The following is a 16110-nucleotide window of genomic DNA, read 5'->3' on the forward strand; positions in this document are numbered from 1 at the left end:
TCCGGTGTCGTTTCCGCCGTCAGGACGCGGGCTGCCCGACCTGCGTGCCCGGCTTCCCGTCGACGGCCGCCGAGAGCTGCGGTGACAGCCGCTCGATCACATACGGCAGGCTGAGCACCGAGACGAACGACGTGGCGTTGCCGTAGTCGCTCGACTCGTCCACGAAGACCTCACGGCCCTCCTTCACCACCTTCAGGTTCTTGTACGAAGCATCCGCGTGCAGCTTCGCGGTGTCCTCGGCCGGGTCGCCGACGATCCACACGATCGCGTCCTGGTCGAGCAGATCGGTGCGTTCCTTGCTGATGTTCGCACCGAACTGGTCGCCGATCGCCTTGTCGAGACCGCCTGGCAGGGTGAGTCCGAGACCGCTGAGGATGCGTGAACGCGGGTCCTGGCTGCCGAACACGAACATGCCCTCGTAGGGTGTCGCCATCACGGCGGAGGCGCCCTTGAACTCGGGGTGCTCCTCGGCCGCGGCGGCTATCGCGCCCTCGGTGGACTCGACGGCCTTCACGGCCTCCGCCGCCTTGCCGAGAGCGCGGCCGATGGTCTTCGTCTGTTCCTGCCAGGGAATCCCGTAGTCGTTGTACTCCTCGGGCTGGGCGACCACGGGGGCGAACGCGGACAGCGACCGGTACTGCTCCTTGGTCAGACCGCCGTACAGGGCGAGGATCAGGTCCGGCCTGAGCGCGGCGATCTTCTCCACCTGAGGTCCGGTGCCGGTGTCCTCGAGCACCGTCGGGGTCTGGCCACCGGACAGTTCGTCCCGTGCCCAGGGCCCGATGGCGCCCTCGTAGCCGCCGAGCCATTCGGTGGTGCCGACCGGCACCCTGCCCAGGGCGAGCACCGCGTCCTGGTCGGTGAGGCCCACGGTGACGATCCGCTTGGGCTCGGCCGTGATGGTGGTGCTGCCGTACTTGTGCGTGAGGGTGACCGGGAACGCGGATTTTCCGGAGGAGGCAGTCGCCCCGGATCCGGCACTGGTTGTACCAAGGTCGGAGCCGTCGCCGCACGCGGTGGCGGTGAGCAGCAGGAGGGCGGAGGTGATCACGGCGGCGAGCCGTGGAGCGCTGCGGATACGGGGCATGGGTGTCGGGTCCTCCGTGTCGGGCTCCGGTGGAGCGCGTGGTGCGGGGGGTGGCGGTCTAGGAGTCGAGCTCGCGGCTGTCCGACCAGGCCTTCCAGAGCGCCGCATAGGCACCGTGGGCGGCGCGGAGTGTGTCGTGGGTGCCGGTCTCGACGATGCGTCCGCAGTCCATGACGACGATGCGGTCGGCGGCCGCGGCCTGGCTGAGGCGGTGGGCGACGATCAGTGCCGTGCGGCCGTCCACGGCGCGGGCGACCGCCTTCTCCAGGGCGCGCGCTCCGGCGCTGCCCGCCTCGGCCGTGGCCTCGTCGAGGATCACCAGGAGCGGGTCGGCGAGGATGAGCCGGGCCAGGGAGAGTGCCTGTGTCTGGGCGCCGCTGAGCCGGTGTCCGGCGTCGCCGACCACGGTGGCGAGGCCGTCGGGCAGTGCTTCCGCCCAGTCGAGCGCGTCGACCCGGTCGAGCGCGGCGCGCAGTTCCTCATCGGTGGCGTCGGCTCTGCCCAGGCGCAGGTCATCGGCGAGCGGCCCGGCGAAGACGTGGGTCTCCTGGGTGATCAGGGCGATGCTCCGGCCCGCTGCCGCGGGGCCGAGCTCGGTCGGGGGGACTCCGCCCACCAGGACGGCTCCCGCCGTGGGTGGCTGGATCCCGGCGACCAGTCGGGCGAGGGTGGTCTTGCCCGCTCCGCTAGCACCGACGAGCGCGACCCGTTCGCCCCGACTGATCGTCAGTTCGATGTCATGGAGGACGGGATGGCCCGGGCGGTAGGCGTGGCTGAGACCGCGGACGGTGACGTCGGTTCCTGCGGCCGGCTCGGTGTACGGCGAGGTACGGGGTGGCGGCTGGTCGGTGACACCGACGAGACGTGCGAGGCTCGCGGTGGCCGACTGGGCGTCGTCGAGCAGGACGAGAGCCGAGTTCACCGGGGTGAAGAGGCTGTGGAAGTAGAGGGCGGCGGCCGTCGCCGTGCCCATGCTGGCCGCGCCCTGGCCGACCAGCCAGTAGCCGGTGACCAGCACGGCGGCCAGTCCCAGGTACTCGGCGATGTGCAGCCTGCTGTAGAAGCCCAGCACCAGCCGGACGCCTCGCATCGTCAACCGCAGCACGGACCGGGACCGTTCGGCGACGAGCCGGGTGTGCTCACGCTCCAGCCGGTACGCGCGCACGGTCGGGCTCGCGCCGACGGTGTCGAGCAGTTGCTGCTGCTGGGCGCTGGCCGCCACCCGCTGCTGGGCGTACAGGGGGACGGCGCGTCCCACGTACCAGCGTGCGGTGTGCGCCTGTACGGGGACGGCGATGAGGGCCGCGAGCAGGAACCGCCAGTCGAGCAGGGCCAGCGCCCCGAGGGTCAGCACGATGGCGAGGAGTGAACGGACCAGCTCGGGCAGGGCGTTGCGCACGGCTTCGGCGATCAGGGACACATCGGCGGTGACGCGGGCGGTCAGATCGCCTGCCCCGGCCTTCTCGACCCGGTCCAGCGGCAGCCCCAGCGCCCTTTCCACGAACTGCTCGCGCAGCCGGGCGAGGGTCGTCTCACCCAGCCGGGAGACCAGGGACAGGCCGAGGCCGGTGGTGACGCCCTGGACCACGGCGACGGCGACGAGCAGAGCGGCGGTCGTGGTGAGGGCGTGGGCGGATCCGTGGCCGACGGCCAGGTCGACGACCCTGCCGAGCAGCGGTTGGACGAGCAGTCCGACGGCCGTGGCCGCGACCATGACGGTGCCGGCGGCGAGGGCTAAGCGACGCTGCGGGCGCAGCAGTTGCGCCACGGCCGCTCGGGTCCGGGCGGGGCTCGCCACGGGCAGCAGGTCGTCGGCGGCGCCTCGGCGCCCGGCCGGAGGTACGGTCATGTGAGCACCGCCGTACGGTAGCCGGTGTGGTCGTGGAGCAACGCCCTGTGTTCGCCGCGGACATGGATGCTGCCCTCGTGGAGGAGCACGACCCGGTCGGTCACGGCGAGGAGTGCGGGGCTGCGGGTGACGAGCAGGGTGGTCCGGCCCCTGCGGATGTCCCTGATGCCCGCGGCGATCCGCACCTCGGTCACGGCGTCCACGGCGGTGGCAGGCTCGTGGAGCACGAGCACGGCCGGATCGGCGGCCAACGCCCTGGCCAGGGCGACCCTTTGGCGCTGGCCTCCGGAGAGGGAGCGTCCCCGCGCGCTGACCACGGTGCCGGCACCCTCGGGGAGGGCACGGACGACCTCGTCCGCGGCGGATGCGAGCAGCGCGGCCGCGATGTCCGGCCGGACGCGTCCGGCCGCGGAACGGGGGTCGGGGGCCGCGGCGGTGACGTTGTCGAGCAGGGTCCCCTCGAACAGGTCGGCATCGTGCTCGGCGACGAGGATCGCCCGGCGCACCTCGGCGAGGTCCAGGGTGGTCAGTGCCCGGCCGTCCAGTTCGACGGCGCCGCTGTCCGGGTCGGCTCTGCGGCTCAGGCAGTGCAGCAGCGCCGTCGCCTCGGCGGGATCCGTGACCACCACGCCCACGGTCTCGCCCGGCGCGATGTCGGCGTCCACGGACCGCAGCGGTCCGTACGCGAGGCGGCGCAGGCCCAGCCGGCCCTCGGCGTGCGGCGCGGCGGCGGCCTGCGGGGGGCGTGGGACCACCGGGAGTACGGCGTGGTCTGCCGCCAGGACCCCGGCGATACGGGCGGCCGACGCACGGCCCTGCGCCAGTTCGGCGTTGACCCAGGGGAATTCGGAGAGCGGACCGATGAGATACAGGGCGAGTGCGACGCATGAGACGAGCTCGCCAGGACCGATGTCACCCTGCATGGCGAGCCGCCCGCCGACGAGGGCCACCACGGCGATGAAGGCACCGGTCAGGCTGGTGACGACCCCGTGCTGCCAGGCCTCGGCCCGGGCCGCCCGCAGGGTGGCGGACAGGGAGTCCCGGCTGATGCGCCGGTAGCGAGCAACGGCGGCCGGCTCGGCCCCGATGCCCTTGAGCACACGGAGCCCGCTCACGAGGTCCGCCGCGACGCCCGCGGCGCGCGCGGCGCGTTCCTGCTCGGTCTCGCTGCGCCGCTCCAGGGGTTTGCTCAGCAGGTGCCCGGCCCACAGCAGCAGCGGGGCACCGAGCAGGACGAGCAGCCCGAGGGCGAGGGACGCCCGCAGCAGCGCCACGGCGCCGACCGCGAGGCCGACGAGGGCCCCGGTGCCGACGACGAGGGCCATGGTGACGGCGCCGACGCGCTCGGCGTCCTCCGTGGCGGTGTTCGCGAGCTCACCGGGCAACCGCCCGTCATCGGCCCCGCCTTCGGGGGCGAGGACCCGGCCGACCACCTCGGTCCTGAGCAGGTGCGCGGCGGTCACGGCCGCACGCTCTCCGGCTCGGGCGCCGTAGCGGAAGCTGAAGGACAGCCCGACGTAGACGGCGCCTAGTACGCCCAGCCAGAGCAGCATGCCCGTGGGGTCGCCTTCGACGACGCCCCGTTCGATGACCAGACCGATGAGGACGGGCACGAGCGCCTCGCCGCCCTGGTGGCAGGCACCGAGCAGCGCCCCGAGCGCGACATCACGACGCTGGCCGCCGACCGCTCGCCAGAGCACGCCGTGTGCAGAGAGATCCGCCTTCCCCACGCATCCCTCCGGGTCCGGTTTGCAGGGCGCAGGAGTTCATCAACTTAGGTTAGGCTAACCAGCTTTGCGCGTCGTGGCTACCCCCGGAAAGGGTCGTGGCTACCCCGGAAAGAGGGTGCGGATCGGATGAGGCGGTGGCCGAGTACGGCGACGGGACACGGCACCGAATACAGGGCGGCAGCACGGGGTGCGGCGCGGATGATCGCGGCGACCTGGTCGTACGGCACACCGGAACGCCTGTCACCCGCACGGGTCGGCCAGGCGCGACCTCGAGCCCGGCGGCCGACGTCGACGCTCCGTGCGGGACGGGTCGCGCTGCTCGGCAGGCGGCCGGCCGCGATCAGAACAGCGCGCCGGAGCCCGTCCGGGAGGGTAGCTCCTGCTCGGTCCACACCGTCTTCCCTTCCCGGGCGTGCCGGGTGCCCCAGCGTGCGGTGAGCTGGGCGATGAGCATCAGCCCACGGCCGCCTTCGTCGGTGCTGCGGGCGCGGCGCAGGTGCGGTGAGGTGCTACTGGGGTCCGAGACCTCGCAGATGAGCCGGTGGAGATGGATCAGCCGCAACGTCACGGGGTCGCCGGCGTACCGGTAGGCGTTGGTCACGAGCTCACTGACGATCAGCTCGGTCGTGAAGATCAGCTCGTCAAGACCCCACTCGACGAGCTGCCGCTCCGTCAGTCCACGGGCCCTGGCCGGTGCGGTGGGTTCCGCCGGCAGCACCCAGGTGGCGACCCGGGACGGGTCCAGTGTCCGGGTCCGTGCCAGGAGGAGGGCCACATCGTCGGCGGGCCGTACGGGCAGCAGCGAGTCGACGATCGTCTGGCAGGTCTCGTCCAGCGGCCCGGGCGGACCCGAGAGCGCCTCGCAGAGCCTCGTGAGCCCGTCGTCGACGTCATGCCGCGGGCCGTCGATCAGTCCGTTGGTGTACAGGGCCAGCGTGCTGTTCTCCGGCAGCTCCAGGTCCACGGACTCGAACGGCAGACCGCCGAGCCCCAGCGGCGGACCCGCCGGGAGTTCGGGCAGGCTGGCCTGTCCGTCCGGCGTGAGCACCACCGGGGGCGGGTGGCCCGCGCGGGCCAGTGTGCAGAGTTTCGAGACCGGGTTGTACACGGCGTAGAGACACGTGGCGCCGACCACCTGTTCGCTAGGGGTGCCCTGGTCCCAGGCTTCGTGTTCCACGGCGAGCCGGGTGACGAGGTCGTCCAGGTGGGAGAGGACCTCGTCGGGCTCGAGATCGAGATCGGCCAGGGTGTGGACGGCCGTGCGCAGGCGCCCCATCGTCGCTGCGGCGTTGATGCCGTGGCCGACCACGTCCCCGACTACCAGCGCCACCCGGGCGCCGGACAGGGGGATCACGTCGAACCAGTCCCCTCCCACCCCGGCCGCACCGCCGGCCGGGAGATACCGGTGCGCGACGGCGACCGCCGGGTGCAGCGGGAACTCTCCGGGCAGCAGACGGCGTTGCAGGGCGAGCGCCGTACGGTGCTGCTGCGTGTAGCGGCGGGCGTTGTCGATGGAGACTGCGGCGAGTGCGGCGAACTCACCGGCCAGCGTGAGGTCGTCCTCCTCGAAGGGCTCGGTCACCGCGTAGCGCCACAGGCACACCAGCCCGAGGACCAGACCGCGGGCGGTCAGCGGCACGACCATCAGGGAGTGGGCACCCAGCTTGCGGGCGTGGGCCGCCTGCTCCGGGTCGAGCCCGGACGCGGGCGCTCCGGGGTCGAACTCGGCGACCAGGACGGGGCGTCTGGTGAGCAGGGATTTCGTCTGGGGCGCGTCGGGCGGGAACGCCCTGAGCGTGCCCACCGGATACATCACCCGCTCCGGGTTCGGCGCGGTCGACTTCAGTGCCGACCTGACCAGCAGCCCCTCTCCCCCGGGCAGTGGTTCCTCGCCCAGGTCGACAGCCTGAAGCAGGTCGACGGTCACACAGTCGGCGAGCCCGGGCACGGCGGCGTCCACCAGTTCCTGCGCGGTGGTCTCCACATCGAGGGTGGTGCCGATCTTCTTGCTGGCCCGGTTGAGCATCGCCAGTCTGCGCCGCGCCCGGTGCCGGTCGGTGACGTCCTCGACGAGCAGTGCCACGCCCATCGTCCCGCCCGATGCGTCGTCCAGCCGGAACGCGGAGGCCGAGACGAACCGCTCCCCTGCCTCGCCCCGCAGCCGGCCGGGCTGCTCGGTGAAGATCATCGGGGCCCCGGTCTCCAGCACCTGCCGCAACCGCGCCTCGATCGTCTCCGCGTCCTCACGTACCAGGAAGTCACCGATGCGGTGGCCGCGTGCCTGATCGGGGGTGATCCCGCCGATACCGGCGATCGCGCGGTTGATCCTGAGGATGACCAGCGAGGGATCGTGGATGGTCAGACCGATCGGCGACTGCCGGAAGAGACCGTCCATCACCCTCCGGTCGAGCTCCCACTGTGCGACCTCCTGTGCGGGGGCACCGACCAGAAACCACTCGTCCGCACCGGCGCTCCGGGTCAGCCGCCTGACGCGCAGGCCGAAGTGCTGCCGCGCTCCCCGGCGGTCCCGCACCGGCAGGAACCCGAACCAGCCGTTGTCCCTTCGGCACAGCGCGGTGGCCTCCCTCACGAGGTCACGGTCCTGCGGGTCGATGAGCAGCTGCGCGGCGGACCGGCCGTAGACCTCGTCAGGGGTGTAGCCGAGCAGTGCGTGTGCCCGTTCGCTCCAGCCGGTCACCGATCCCTGTTCGTCCAGCACCACAGAGGCGGCGCGACCCATGGAGAAGGGGTCCTCCGGGCTCTCGCTGATCAGGGGCACGGATCCGGTCATCTCTCTCATGCTCCACCGGGTCCGTTGGATATGCATGCGGAAGGCGATCTTTACCTTGCGGCCGCGTTCCGGAGCGCCGGGCTGGGCGGGCCGAGCCCGATGGAACCCGGACCGCCTGGGAGGCGTCTGTCACCGTGACCGGGTGGGTCGGCCCGCCCTTCAGGTGAGAGGAACCGGGGACGACGTGGTGAGCGACAAGGCCCGAAAGCTGTTCGGGGCGCTGGATCTCGATGCGAACGGCACCCTGACCCGCGAAGAGGTGATCACCGCCCTGCGGACGAAGGGGCCTCAGCTCGCCGCGTCGGGTGATCTGCCCTTCTGGGGGCTGGGGGATCCCGACGCGTCATCGGCGCTGTTCGACGCCGCCGACCAGAACGGGGACGCGGTACTGACCCTGGAGGAGTTCGCGGCGGTGGTGGACCGCCGCTTCGGCTGGCGCTGACCGGCGCCTGACCCGAACCCGACGCATCAGTCACGGCCCAGGGTCGTGTGGCACCTGCTCCCCCACGGCCTCCGAGGATCGCAGCGCGAGGGCCGCGATGTCGTCGCCGAGCCGTCCTCCGCCGTACCGCAGCAGGTCGCGGTGCAGCTGGTCGAGCAGCTCACGGGGCCGCAACGGGCCCTGCTGACGCAGCCAGTCCGTCAGGGGGAAGAACTCGCCTGCCCGGTCGCGGGCCTCCGTCACCCCGTCGGTGTAGAGCAGCAGCTGGTCGCCCGGTGCGAAAGGCGCGGTGTCGACGACGTAGTGGTCGCCGATGAGCGCCGCGAGATTGAGCGGCGGCGAGGGGGTGGTGGGGTCCAGGACGCGTACCTCCCTGTTGTGGACCAGCAGTGGAGGTGGGTGTCCGCAGTTGAGCAGTCTCATCTGAGTACCGGTCGGCGGGATCTCGGCGATGATCGCGGTGGCGAAGCGCTCGGGAAGGTCCTGGCCGGGGAGCGCGGCGCTGTAGCGCATGATGCTGGTCTCCAGCCGGTGCACGATGCCCGTGATGTCGGGCTCGTCGTACGCGGCCTCCCTGAAGCAACTGATCACCGCCGAGGCCGCCCCCACCGCGGACAGACCTTTGCCCCGGACGTCGCCGATGAGCAGCCGGATGCCGTACCGCGTGTCGGCCGCCTCGTAGAAGTCACCGCCGATACGTGCCTGCTGCTGGGCCGCCAGGTACAGCGACTCGATCTCGACGCCCTCGATCCGGCGCGGCACGGGGCGCAGCAGCACCTTCTGGGCCGCATCGGCGACAAGCCGGATATGGAAGAGCACCTCCTCGCGCTGGAGCCGGACATGGCTCGCGTACGCGGCCGCGAGGGTGACCGCCACGATGGCGGCTGACGTGTACTGGGTGCCCAGGTCAGTGTAGAAGAAGCCGAGTGTGATCATGATGAGGAGGCAGCCCGCGCCCAGCAGAAGGGTGGGGATCACCGGCCACATCGCGGCGGCGAGTGCGGGTGCGGCGGGCAGCAGGCGGCTGAGGGCGATCTCCCTCGGCGTGGCGAACGCGAAGCCGGCGATGACGATGGTCAGAGCCAGCGGTGACAGCTGAGCGGCTTGCCAGCGGCCAGCGTAAGAAAGACGACGGCCTCGCAGCGGTCCGGGCGCTATCACATAAGGCATCATATCGCCGTAAAGCCGTACACAAGATCTCACGGGCGAGTGCCTGGCATCGGCGGCGCGGGCCGCTCCGCCTCCCCGGCGGTTCCCCGGCGTGTCCGCGGCCGCGCGTTCCCGTGGGGCGGTAGGGCTGGAGGGCGGGACTTACGGTCCGTTGCGGACAGTCGACAGCGGGAAGCGGGGAACGGTGCCATGGCGATGGTCGGGCTGTTCTGGATCACGCCGTACGGGTTGTACGTGGGCTCGCCGCCCGCAGCCGGCGGGGGCTGCGTCAGGCTGACCACCCAAGGGGTCGAGGCGGTGGAGCCCGGGCGTTCCCGGATGTGGGCGTGGGACGGACTGCGTTCCGCGGTCGTCGCCGACGTGCCCACGGGGGAGCCGTCGGGCCGGGCCGCGAAGCTCATCGGGTCGGTGGTCTCGGCCACCGCAGGCGCGTTTCTCGGCGGGGGCCCGCCCGCGATGACGCTGCGGCTGGAGACGGAGCACGGGCCGGAGGAGCTGAGCGTGCACTCGGCGGCCGCCGGAGGGTACGGCGTCGAAGAGGTGTCGCTCTCGCAGGACCTCCTCGCCTGCTTCGTGGCCGGTACCGCGGATCCTCGTGCGGCTGAGGCATGGGGTCGTGAGCACGGCCCGAAGGGCACGCCGAAGCCGTCCGAGCGTGCGGCGCTGCTGCGATCGTGGGCGCGTCCATGAGCCCGGGAGCACCCCCGCCGCGCCCAGGTGGCGGCGGGACGCTCAGGCAGGCCCTGTCCCCCGCGGGCCCGGTCCGGGGACTAACCGCTCACCGGCAGTCCGGCCGACTCCTTGATCCGCTTCATGATGATCTGCGAATTGACCTCGGTGACGCCTGACAGCGCGGTCAGCTTCTCGATCCACAGGCGCTCGTAGGCACGCAGGTCCGCCACGGCGATGCGCAGAAGACATCCGGGACTGCCGAACAGCCGGTAGGCCTCGATGACGTCGGGGATGTCGTCGAGCGCCGCCTCGAACGCCTCGACCGCCTCACGGTCGCGCTTCACCTCGATGGAGACGAGCACCTCGAAGCTCCGCCCCACCGCTTCGGGGTCGATGATCGCCCGATATCCCCGGATCACTCCGTCCTGTTCCAGCTGACGAACACGGCGCATGCAGGGGGAAGGGGTCAGGCCGACCCTCTGTGCCAGTTCCTGGTTGCTCAGCCGGCCGTCGCTCTGGAGCTCACGCAAGATTGCGCGGTCAATCTCATCCATGACGCAATTGTCCGCTAAAGATTCTCGACCGCCAGGCTGAAAGTGGCAATCGATTTGCGCGATATGCCTTCTATCATTGCGCTGTATCGGAAGGCGAACACGAATCGAACCGGAACGGGAGCCCACACGTGCGCAGGATCGTCGTCATCAGCACCGGAGGGACGATAGCCAGCCGGCGGCAGGGCCCTGGGTTCGTCGCGAACGCCCAGGGACACGAGGTCATGGCGACCGCCCCGGTGCCCGACGGTGTGTCCGTCGAAGTGGTCGACCTGTTCCGGGTCAACAGCCCGCGTCTCACCACCGCCCACCAGCTCACACTGCTGCACACCGTGCACGAGGTGCTCTGCGACCCCGGAGTGGACGGCATCGTCGTCACACACGGCACCGACACACTCGAGGAGTCGGCGTTCCTGGTCGACCTCCACCATGACGACCCCCGCCCGGTGGTCTTCACCGGTGCCCAGGTCCCCCTGGAGGCAGCGGACGGCGACGGCCCGGGGAACCTTCACGACGCCCTGCTGACCGCCGCGACAGTGCGCGGTCTCGGCGTGCTCGTCGTCTTCGCCGGCAAGGTCCACTCCGCCCGCGGCACGGTGAAGACGGAGACACTGGTGGCCGACGCCTTCGCCGACCCGTCCGGCGCGCCCCTGGGAGCCATGGGCTTCGGCCGGGTCGCCATCGAACGGCACCCCAAGCGGCCGACCCCGCTCGGTCTGCCGGCCATGCCCGGCATCCCGCCCCGCGTCGACATGGTGATGCACCACGCCGGCGCCGACGCCCTGCTGTTCGACGCGGCCCTGGACGCGGGGGCCCAGGGCATCGTCCTGGTCGCCACCGGCGCCGGCAACGCCACTCCCGAGTTCGTCGAAGCGGTCGCCTCCGCCGTCTCCCGGGGCGTGCTCGTCGCTCTGACCACGCGGGTGGCGTCCGGCCCTGTGACCGAGATCTACACCCAGGGAGGCGCGGTCGATCTCGTCGCCGCCGGGGCCGTACCGACCGGGACCCTGCGTGCAGGACAGGCCCGTATCGCCGTGCTCAGCGCCCTGCTCGCCGGCACGGACGGGACGGCACGCGACCAGGTGCTGCGGCATGCCCTCGCCGAGCCGCGTACCGGGGTGTTCGCCCCGGCCTAGGCGGGCCTCGAAGCCGTCCGGAGCGGAACCCGCAAGCCCGCGGTCCACTCCCGCCTCCACACCCGTCCTTCCTCTGGAGTCCTCATCCCATGGCCGCGCACACCAGCCCCCAGTTCCGCACCGAGCACGACCTGCTGGGCGACCGCGACATCCCCGCCGACGCCTACTACGGCATCCACACCCTCCGGGCGGTGGAGAACTTCCCCATCACGGGCACTCCGATCTCGCGCTATCCGGACCTCGTCACCGCGCTCGCCTGCGTCAAGCAGGCCGCGGCCCTGGCCAACCGTGATCTCGGACTGCTGACGGCCGACCGGGCGGATGCGATCACCACCGCCTGCGAGGAGGTCCGCTCCGGGAAGCTCCATGACCAGTTCGTGGTCGATGTGATCCAGGGCGGCGCGGGCACCTCGACCAACATGAACGCCAACGAGGTCATCGCCAACCGCGCGCTCGAACTCCTCGGGGAGCGGAAGGGGAACTACGCGGTCCTCCACCCGCTGGAGCACGTCAACGCGGGGCAGAGCACCAACGACGTGTATCCCACCGCAGTGAAGATCGCGCTCGACTTCGCCGCCCAGCGTCTGCTGGAAGCCATGGGGCAGCTTCGCACCGCGTTCGCCGCGAAGGCGGAGGAGTTCGCGGACGTACTCAAGATGGGCCGCACTCAGCTCCAGGACGCGGTTCCCATGACCCTGGGCCAGGAGTTCGCCGCCTACGCCGTCATGCTCGACGAGGACCGCCAGCGCCTCACCGAGGCACGGGCGCTGATCCATGAGATCAGCCTCGGCGGCACCGCCATCGGCACCGGACTCAACGCCCATCCCCGGTACGCGGAGCTGGCCTGCCGTCATGCCCAGGACCTCACCGGACTCCCGCTGACCGTCGCCGCCGACCTCGTCGAGGCGACCCAGGACGCCGGGGCGTTCGTCCAGCTGTCAGGTGTGCTGAAGCGGATCGCCGTCAAGCTGTCCAAGACCTGCAACGACCTCCGGCTCCTGTCGTCCGGGCCCCGTGCCGGATTCGCCGAGATCAACCTGCCGCCGGTGCAGGCGGGTTCCAGCATCATGCCGGGCAAGGTGAACCCCGTCGTTCCCGAAGTGGTCAACCAGATCGCCTTCGAGGTCATCGGCAACGACATGGCGGTGACCATGGCCGCCGAGGCCGGTCAGCTCCAGCTCAACGCCTTCGAGCCGCTGATCGCCCACAGCCTGCTGAAGAGCCTGACGCATCTGAGGGCGGGGTGTGTGTCGCTCGCCGAGCGTTGTGTCTCGGGCATCACCGCCAACCGCGAGCACCTCGCGCACCTCGTCGGCCGCTCCATCGGTCTTGCCACGGCGCTGAACCCGCACATCGGCTACGAGCAGGCCACCGCCGTCGCGCAGGAAGCCCTTGTCACGGGGGGGAGCGTCCAGGAGCTCGTGCTCGACAAGGGGCTGCTGACGAGGGAGGAGCTCCAGCGCATCCTGCGACCGGCCAACCTCGCCCGCCCGCACAGCAGCCCGGAGGCCGGTCGACTTCACTGACGTGATTGACTGTTGGGACGGCTCGCGGCTGCCGCACCGGACTGCGGCAGCCGCACACCGGCACCAGCACCAGCACCAGCACCAGCACCAGCACCAGCACCGCCGGACGGGAGAGGACCCACATCGGTGACGCCGTCCCTCAGCCCACCGGACCACTGGACAGCGGACGAGCAGCACATGTGGTGGCAGTACCGGCGCGGCGAGTGGTGCGACGCCACTGCGGTCGGGGCCGCGGCGTTACGTTCACTGCTGCTGACCGCCCCTGCGCCGGAGGCCGGTCAGACGGCGAGGCTTCATCTGCGGGGTGCCAGGATCACCGGCGAGCTCGATCTGGCCGATGTCGGCATCGGCGTGCCTGTCCGACTGCGTCAGTGCACCTTCGACAGCGTGCTCAACCTGCGCGGTGCGCGCTTGGACGCCCTCGAACTCGTCGGCTGCGACCTGCCCGGGCTGGCGGCCACCGGCGCGGCGACCGTTCGGGAGGCGAAGTTCGTCGACTGCCGGGTGACCGGCACACTCGATCTGCGCTCCTTGACCGTCGGCGCCTGGCTGAGCCTCGACGGGTGCCGGCTGGAGGCCCTGCCGGGACGCCCGGCGCTCGACGCCCAGTCGCTGAGTGTGGAGCAGGGGATGTCGGCCAGCGGGCTGCACTGCGGCGGCGCCGTGGACCTGGGCAGCGCGAACATCCAGGAGTACCTGGGCTTCCGCGCTGCGCGGCTGGTCGGCCCTGAGGCTCGCCTGCGCGCACCCGAACTCGTCGTCGGGGGCAGCCTCCACCTCGACCGGGGCTTCGTCAACGAAGGACCGATCAACCTCTACCGCGCGTCCATCGGCGGCTCGGTCCATATCGAGGAGGCGACCCTGACGGGCCGTGGCACCGGCCGCGGCCAGACCGCGTTGGGGCTGGTGTGCGCGACCGTGGACGGCAACCTCCAGGGCGGCGAAGGTGTCCGGGTGACCGGCTGCATGGACCTGCGCGACACTCAGATCCGGGGCACGGTCAACCTGGACGGCGCGCGGCTGACCCATCGCGACGGCCCGGCGATCAGGGCGTTCCGCATCCAGGTCGGTGGGGACCTCCACGCGCGCCGCGGTTTCGTCGCGGTGGGCGCACTGGAGTTCTCCGGGGCCAGGATCGGCGGTTCGCTGCTGCTGGAAGGCGCCGAGCTCACCGGACACGACGGCATAGCGCTCCGGGCACGCAACCTGGTGGTGGGGGCACGGATCGTGTGCCAGGACATCACCGCGCGCGGCACCGTCTGGCTCAGCAGCGCTGCCGTGGCGAGCCGGATCTCCTTCGCCGGGGCGGTGATCACCTCTCCCGGTGACGGCGACGCCCTGATACTGCGGCGAGTCACCGCCCCGGAACTGTCGCTGTTGCTGCGCGAGGCGCCGACCGGTTGCGTCGATCTGAGCTTCGCCACGTTCGGGGTCCTGCGCGACGACGGCTCCACCTGGCCCGGCACGATCGTGCTGGACGGCCTCCAGTACGACGCGCTGCCCGGCCGGGTCCCTTCCACCGATCGCCTTTCCTGGCTCACGAGGGACCCCGCCGGCTTCATACCCCAGCCGTACGAGCAGCTCGCCGCCCACTACCAGCGCATTGGTCGCGACGCCGACGCCCGGACCGTGCTGCTCGCCAAGCACCGGCGGCTGCGTGCCACCCTGCCCGCACCGCAGCGGCTCTGGGGACTGCTCCAGGACCTGGTGATCGGCTACGGGTATCTGCCCCGGCGCGCCCTGTGGCTGCTCCTTCTGCTGCTGGCCCTGGGGTCCGGTGTGTTCTCGGCACACCACCCGAAGCCGGTCGGCGACGGACCGTACCCCGCGTTCAACGCGCCGCTGTACACCCTCGACCTGCTCATTCCCCTCACCGACCTGGGACAGGACCGTTTCTACGCGGCGGACGGCCCGTACCAGTGGCTCGCGTTCCTCCTCATCTGCGCGGGCTGGCTCCTGGCCACCGTCGCCGCCACATCGGCCAACCGGGTGCTGCGCCGCAACTGAGCCGCGAGGCCGTGGCGACGGCGGCCCGGCAGATGACGGCGCGGTGCCCCCTGCCGCCGCGCGGCACCCGCGACCATGGACCCGTCCGGATCCACGGCGCAGACAGGCGCAGGCACCTGACAAGGAGTGGGCGTGCCGGTTTCGAGTACACGGCTGACGGCTCTCGCCCGTGCCGTCGCCGTCATGACCCCACTGGCCCTCGGTCTGGGTACCGGCCGGATGGCGTGGGGCGGTGCCTGCTCCTTCGGCGCCTATCTGCTTCTGGCGGCGTTCTGCGCGCTGCGCGAGCGCCCGCGCGGCCCGGTGATGCTCTGGGGTTGCGCGTATCTGAGCGTGGCGGCAGCCGCCGGAGCAGCCGCGGCCGACGAGCCGCTGGGGCTCGTCGCGGGTGCCACGTTGCTCGCGGGGCTCCAGGGGATGTTCGAGACGGCCGGCGGGCCCCTGCGGATGATCGCGGCCATGGCGGCCCTGTCCTTCCTCCTCGCCGGTGTGAATCTGGCGCACGGGGTGCCGTGGTGGGAGTACGCGGCGGCGTTCGCGATGGGCACGCTGTGGCAGGCCGCAGTCATCGCGGCGACCGGTACGCCCACCGGTCCGGCGCCCCGGCAGGCCGTACGACTGCGGCGCGAGGGTGTTCCGTACGCGGGGCTGCTGGCGGTCATCGGCGCGGTGGGCACGGCGACGGCGTGGTTCATCCCGTCGCCGCACTCGGTGTGGCTGACCACGTCCGCGCTGCGGGTGGCGAAGCCGGAGCCCTCGGTGTTCCACGCCCGTGTCCGTGCCCGCGTGCTGGGCACACTCGGCGGGGGCGTTCTTGCCGCGGTGCTGCTCACCCCCGCACTGCCGGACCTGCTGCTGGCGGCCAGCGCCGCTGTCGCCGTGTTCGCCATGCAGTTGGTGGGGCCCGCCCGCTACGGCTGGTGGACGCTGTGTCTCACCATGGTGGCCCTGTTCTTCGGTATGCAACACGGCACGGGAGACTGGGAACTCGCGGCCACGAGGATCGGGCTCACCCTCTGCGGGGCAGCCCTCGCGGTCCTCGCCTACGCCGTCTTCGAGTGGTGGTTGCGCGCCCGGGACGCCCGCACCCGCGCTCCGGGACGTGACCGGGCACGCTGAGCACCCGCGCAGGGGCGGTGGCGGGGCCTT

General features: G+C 71.6%; 12 protein-coding genes. 6 read left to right on the forward strand and 6 right to left on the reverse strand.

The window, feature by feature from the left end:
• Positions 1–19: 19 nt before the first annotated feature.
• From ABZ532_RS20340 to ABZ532_RS20355, 4 genes are all read right to left on the reverse strand, one after another.
• A complete protein-coding gene (locus tag ABZ532_RS20340) occupies positions 20–1087 on the reverse strand; it encodes an ABC transporter substrate-binding protein (RefSeq protein ID WP_361285237.1) in 1068 nt (355 codons plus the stop codon).
• Between the two features lie 58 nt (positions 1088–1145).
• Positions 1146–2936, reverse strand: a complete 1791-nt coding sequence (locus ABZ532_RS20345) for an ABC transporter ATP-binding protein (protein ID WP_361285240.1) — start codon at positions 2934–2936, stop codon at positions 1146–1148.
• A complete protein-coding gene (locus tag ABZ532_RS20350) occupies positions 2933–4666 on the reverse strand; it encodes an ABC transporter ATP-binding protein (protein WP_361285243.1) in 1734 nt (577 codons plus the stop codon). The genes ABZ532_RS20345 and ABZ532_RS20350 overlap by 4 nt, the downstream gene beginning before the upstream one ends.
• Before the next feature lie 340 nt (positions 4667–5006).
• Positions 5007–7457, reverse strand: coding sequence for a SpoIIE family protein phosphatase (locus ABZ532_RS20355; RefSeq protein ID WP_361285246.1), 2451 nt, complete (start codon positions 7455–7457; stop codon positions 5007–5009).
• 187 nt (positions 7458–7644) lie between these two features.
• On the opposite strand from ABZ532_RS20355, the gene ABZ532_RS20360 reads away from it, so the two are divergent.
• Entirely contained in the window at positions 7645–7899 is a 255-nt protein-coding gene (locus ABZ532_RS20360; protein WP_361285511.1) for an EF-hand domain-containing protein, read from the forward strand.
• A 30-nt stretch (positions 7900–7929) separates the two neighbouring features.
• On the opposite strand, the gene ABZ532_RS20365 is transcribed toward ABZ532_RS20360, so the two are convergent.
• Positions 7930–9069 (reverse strand): PP2C family protein-serine/threonine phosphatase, encoded by a 1140-nt coding sequence (locus ABZ532_RS20365; RefSeq protein ID WP_361285249.1) that lies wholly within the window; start codon positions 9067–9069, stop codon positions 7930–7932.
• A gap of 189 nt (positions 9070–9258) precedes the next feature.
• Here ABZ532_RS20365 and ABZ532_RS20370 point away from each other — a divergent pair, with 189 nt between their 5' ends.
• On the forward strand, positions 9259–9759 hold the full coding sequence (locus ABZ532_RS20370) for a hypothetical protein (protein ID WP_361285252.1): 501 nt from the start codon (positions 9259–9261) through the stop codon (positions 9757–9759).
• Positions 9760–9839: 80 nt separating this feature from the next.
• On the opposite strand, the gene ABZ532_RS20375 is transcribed toward ABZ532_RS20370, so the two are convergent.
• The gene (locus ABZ532_RS20375; protein ID WP_361285255.1) at positions 9840–10295 is read right to left on the reverse strand and encodes an Lrp/AsnC family transcriptional regulator; all 456 of its coding nucleotides are present in this window, start codon (positions 10293–10295) and stop codon (positions 9840–9842) included.
• Positions 10296–10423: 128 nt separating this feature from the next.
• On the opposite strand from ABZ532_RS20375, the gene ABZ532_RS20380 reads away from it, so the two are divergent.
• The 4 genes from ABZ532_RS20380 (at position 10424) to ABZ532_RS20395 (ending at position 16080) form a co-directional block, all read left to right on the forward strand.
• Positions 10424–11428 (forward strand): asparaginase, encoded by a 1005-nt coding sequence (locus ABZ532_RS20380; RefSeq protein ID WP_361285258.1) that lies wholly within the window; start codon positions 10424–10426, stop codon positions 11426–11428.
• Positions 11429–11517: 89 nt separating this feature from the next.
• On the forward strand, positions 11518–12954 hold the full coding sequence (aspA, locus tag ABZ532_RS20385) for an aspartate ammonia-lyase (protein WP_361285261.1): 1437 nt from the start codon (positions 11518–11520) through the stop codon (positions 12952–12954).
• A 126-nt stretch (positions 12955–13080) separates the two neighbouring features.
• The gene (locus ABZ532_RS20390; RefSeq protein ID WP_361285264.1) at positions 13081–14961 is read left to right on the forward strand and encodes a hypothetical protein; all 1881 of its coding nucleotides are present in this window, start codon (positions 13081–13083) and stop codon (positions 14959–14961) included.
• 132 nt (positions 14962–15093) lie between these two features.
• A complete protein-coding gene (locus tag ABZ532_RS20395) occupies positions 15094–16080 on the forward strand; it encodes an FUSC family protein (RefSeq protein WP_361285267.1) in 987 nt (328 codons plus the stop codon).
• Positions 16081–16110 lie beyond the last annotated feature (30 nt).

It is taken from the genome of Streptomyces sp. NPDC019396 (assembly GCF_040632375.1).
In the GTDB taxonomy this organism is placed as follows: Bacteria; Actinomycetota; Actinomycetes; order Streptomycetales; family Streptomycetaceae; genus Streptomyces.

Bases quoted from the DNA above. Each gene is read 5' to 3' on its own strand.
- ABZ532_RS20375 (WP_361285255.1), bottom strand. From the start codon at position 10,295: ATGGATGAGATTGACCGCGCAATCTTGCGTGAGCTCCAGAGCGACGGC.
- ABZ532_RS20345 (WP_361285240.1), bottom strand. From the start codon at position 2,936: ATGACCGTACCTCCGGCCGGGCGCCGAGGCGCCGCCGACGACCTGCTG.
- ABZ532_RS20365 (WP_361285249.1), bottom strand. From the start codon at position 9,069: ATGCCTTATGTGATAGCGCCCGGACCGCTGCGAGGCCGTCGTCTTTCT.
- ABZ532_RS20370 (WP_361285252.1), top strand. From the start codon at position 9,259: ATGGCGATGGTCGGGCTGTTCTGGATCACGCCGTACGGGTTGTACGTG.
- ABZ532_RS20340 (WP_361285237.1), bottom strand. From the start codon at position 1,087: ATGCCCCGTATCCGCAGCGCTCCACGGCTCGCCGCCGTGATCACCTCC.
- aspA (WP_361285261.1), top strand. From the start codon at position 11,518: ATGGCCGCGCACACCAGCCCCCAGTTCCGCACCGAGCACGACCTGCTG.
- ABZ532_RS20355 (WP_361285246.1), bottom strand. From the start codon at position 7,457: ATGACCGGATCCGTGCCCCTGATCAGCGAGAGCCCGGAGGACCCCTTC.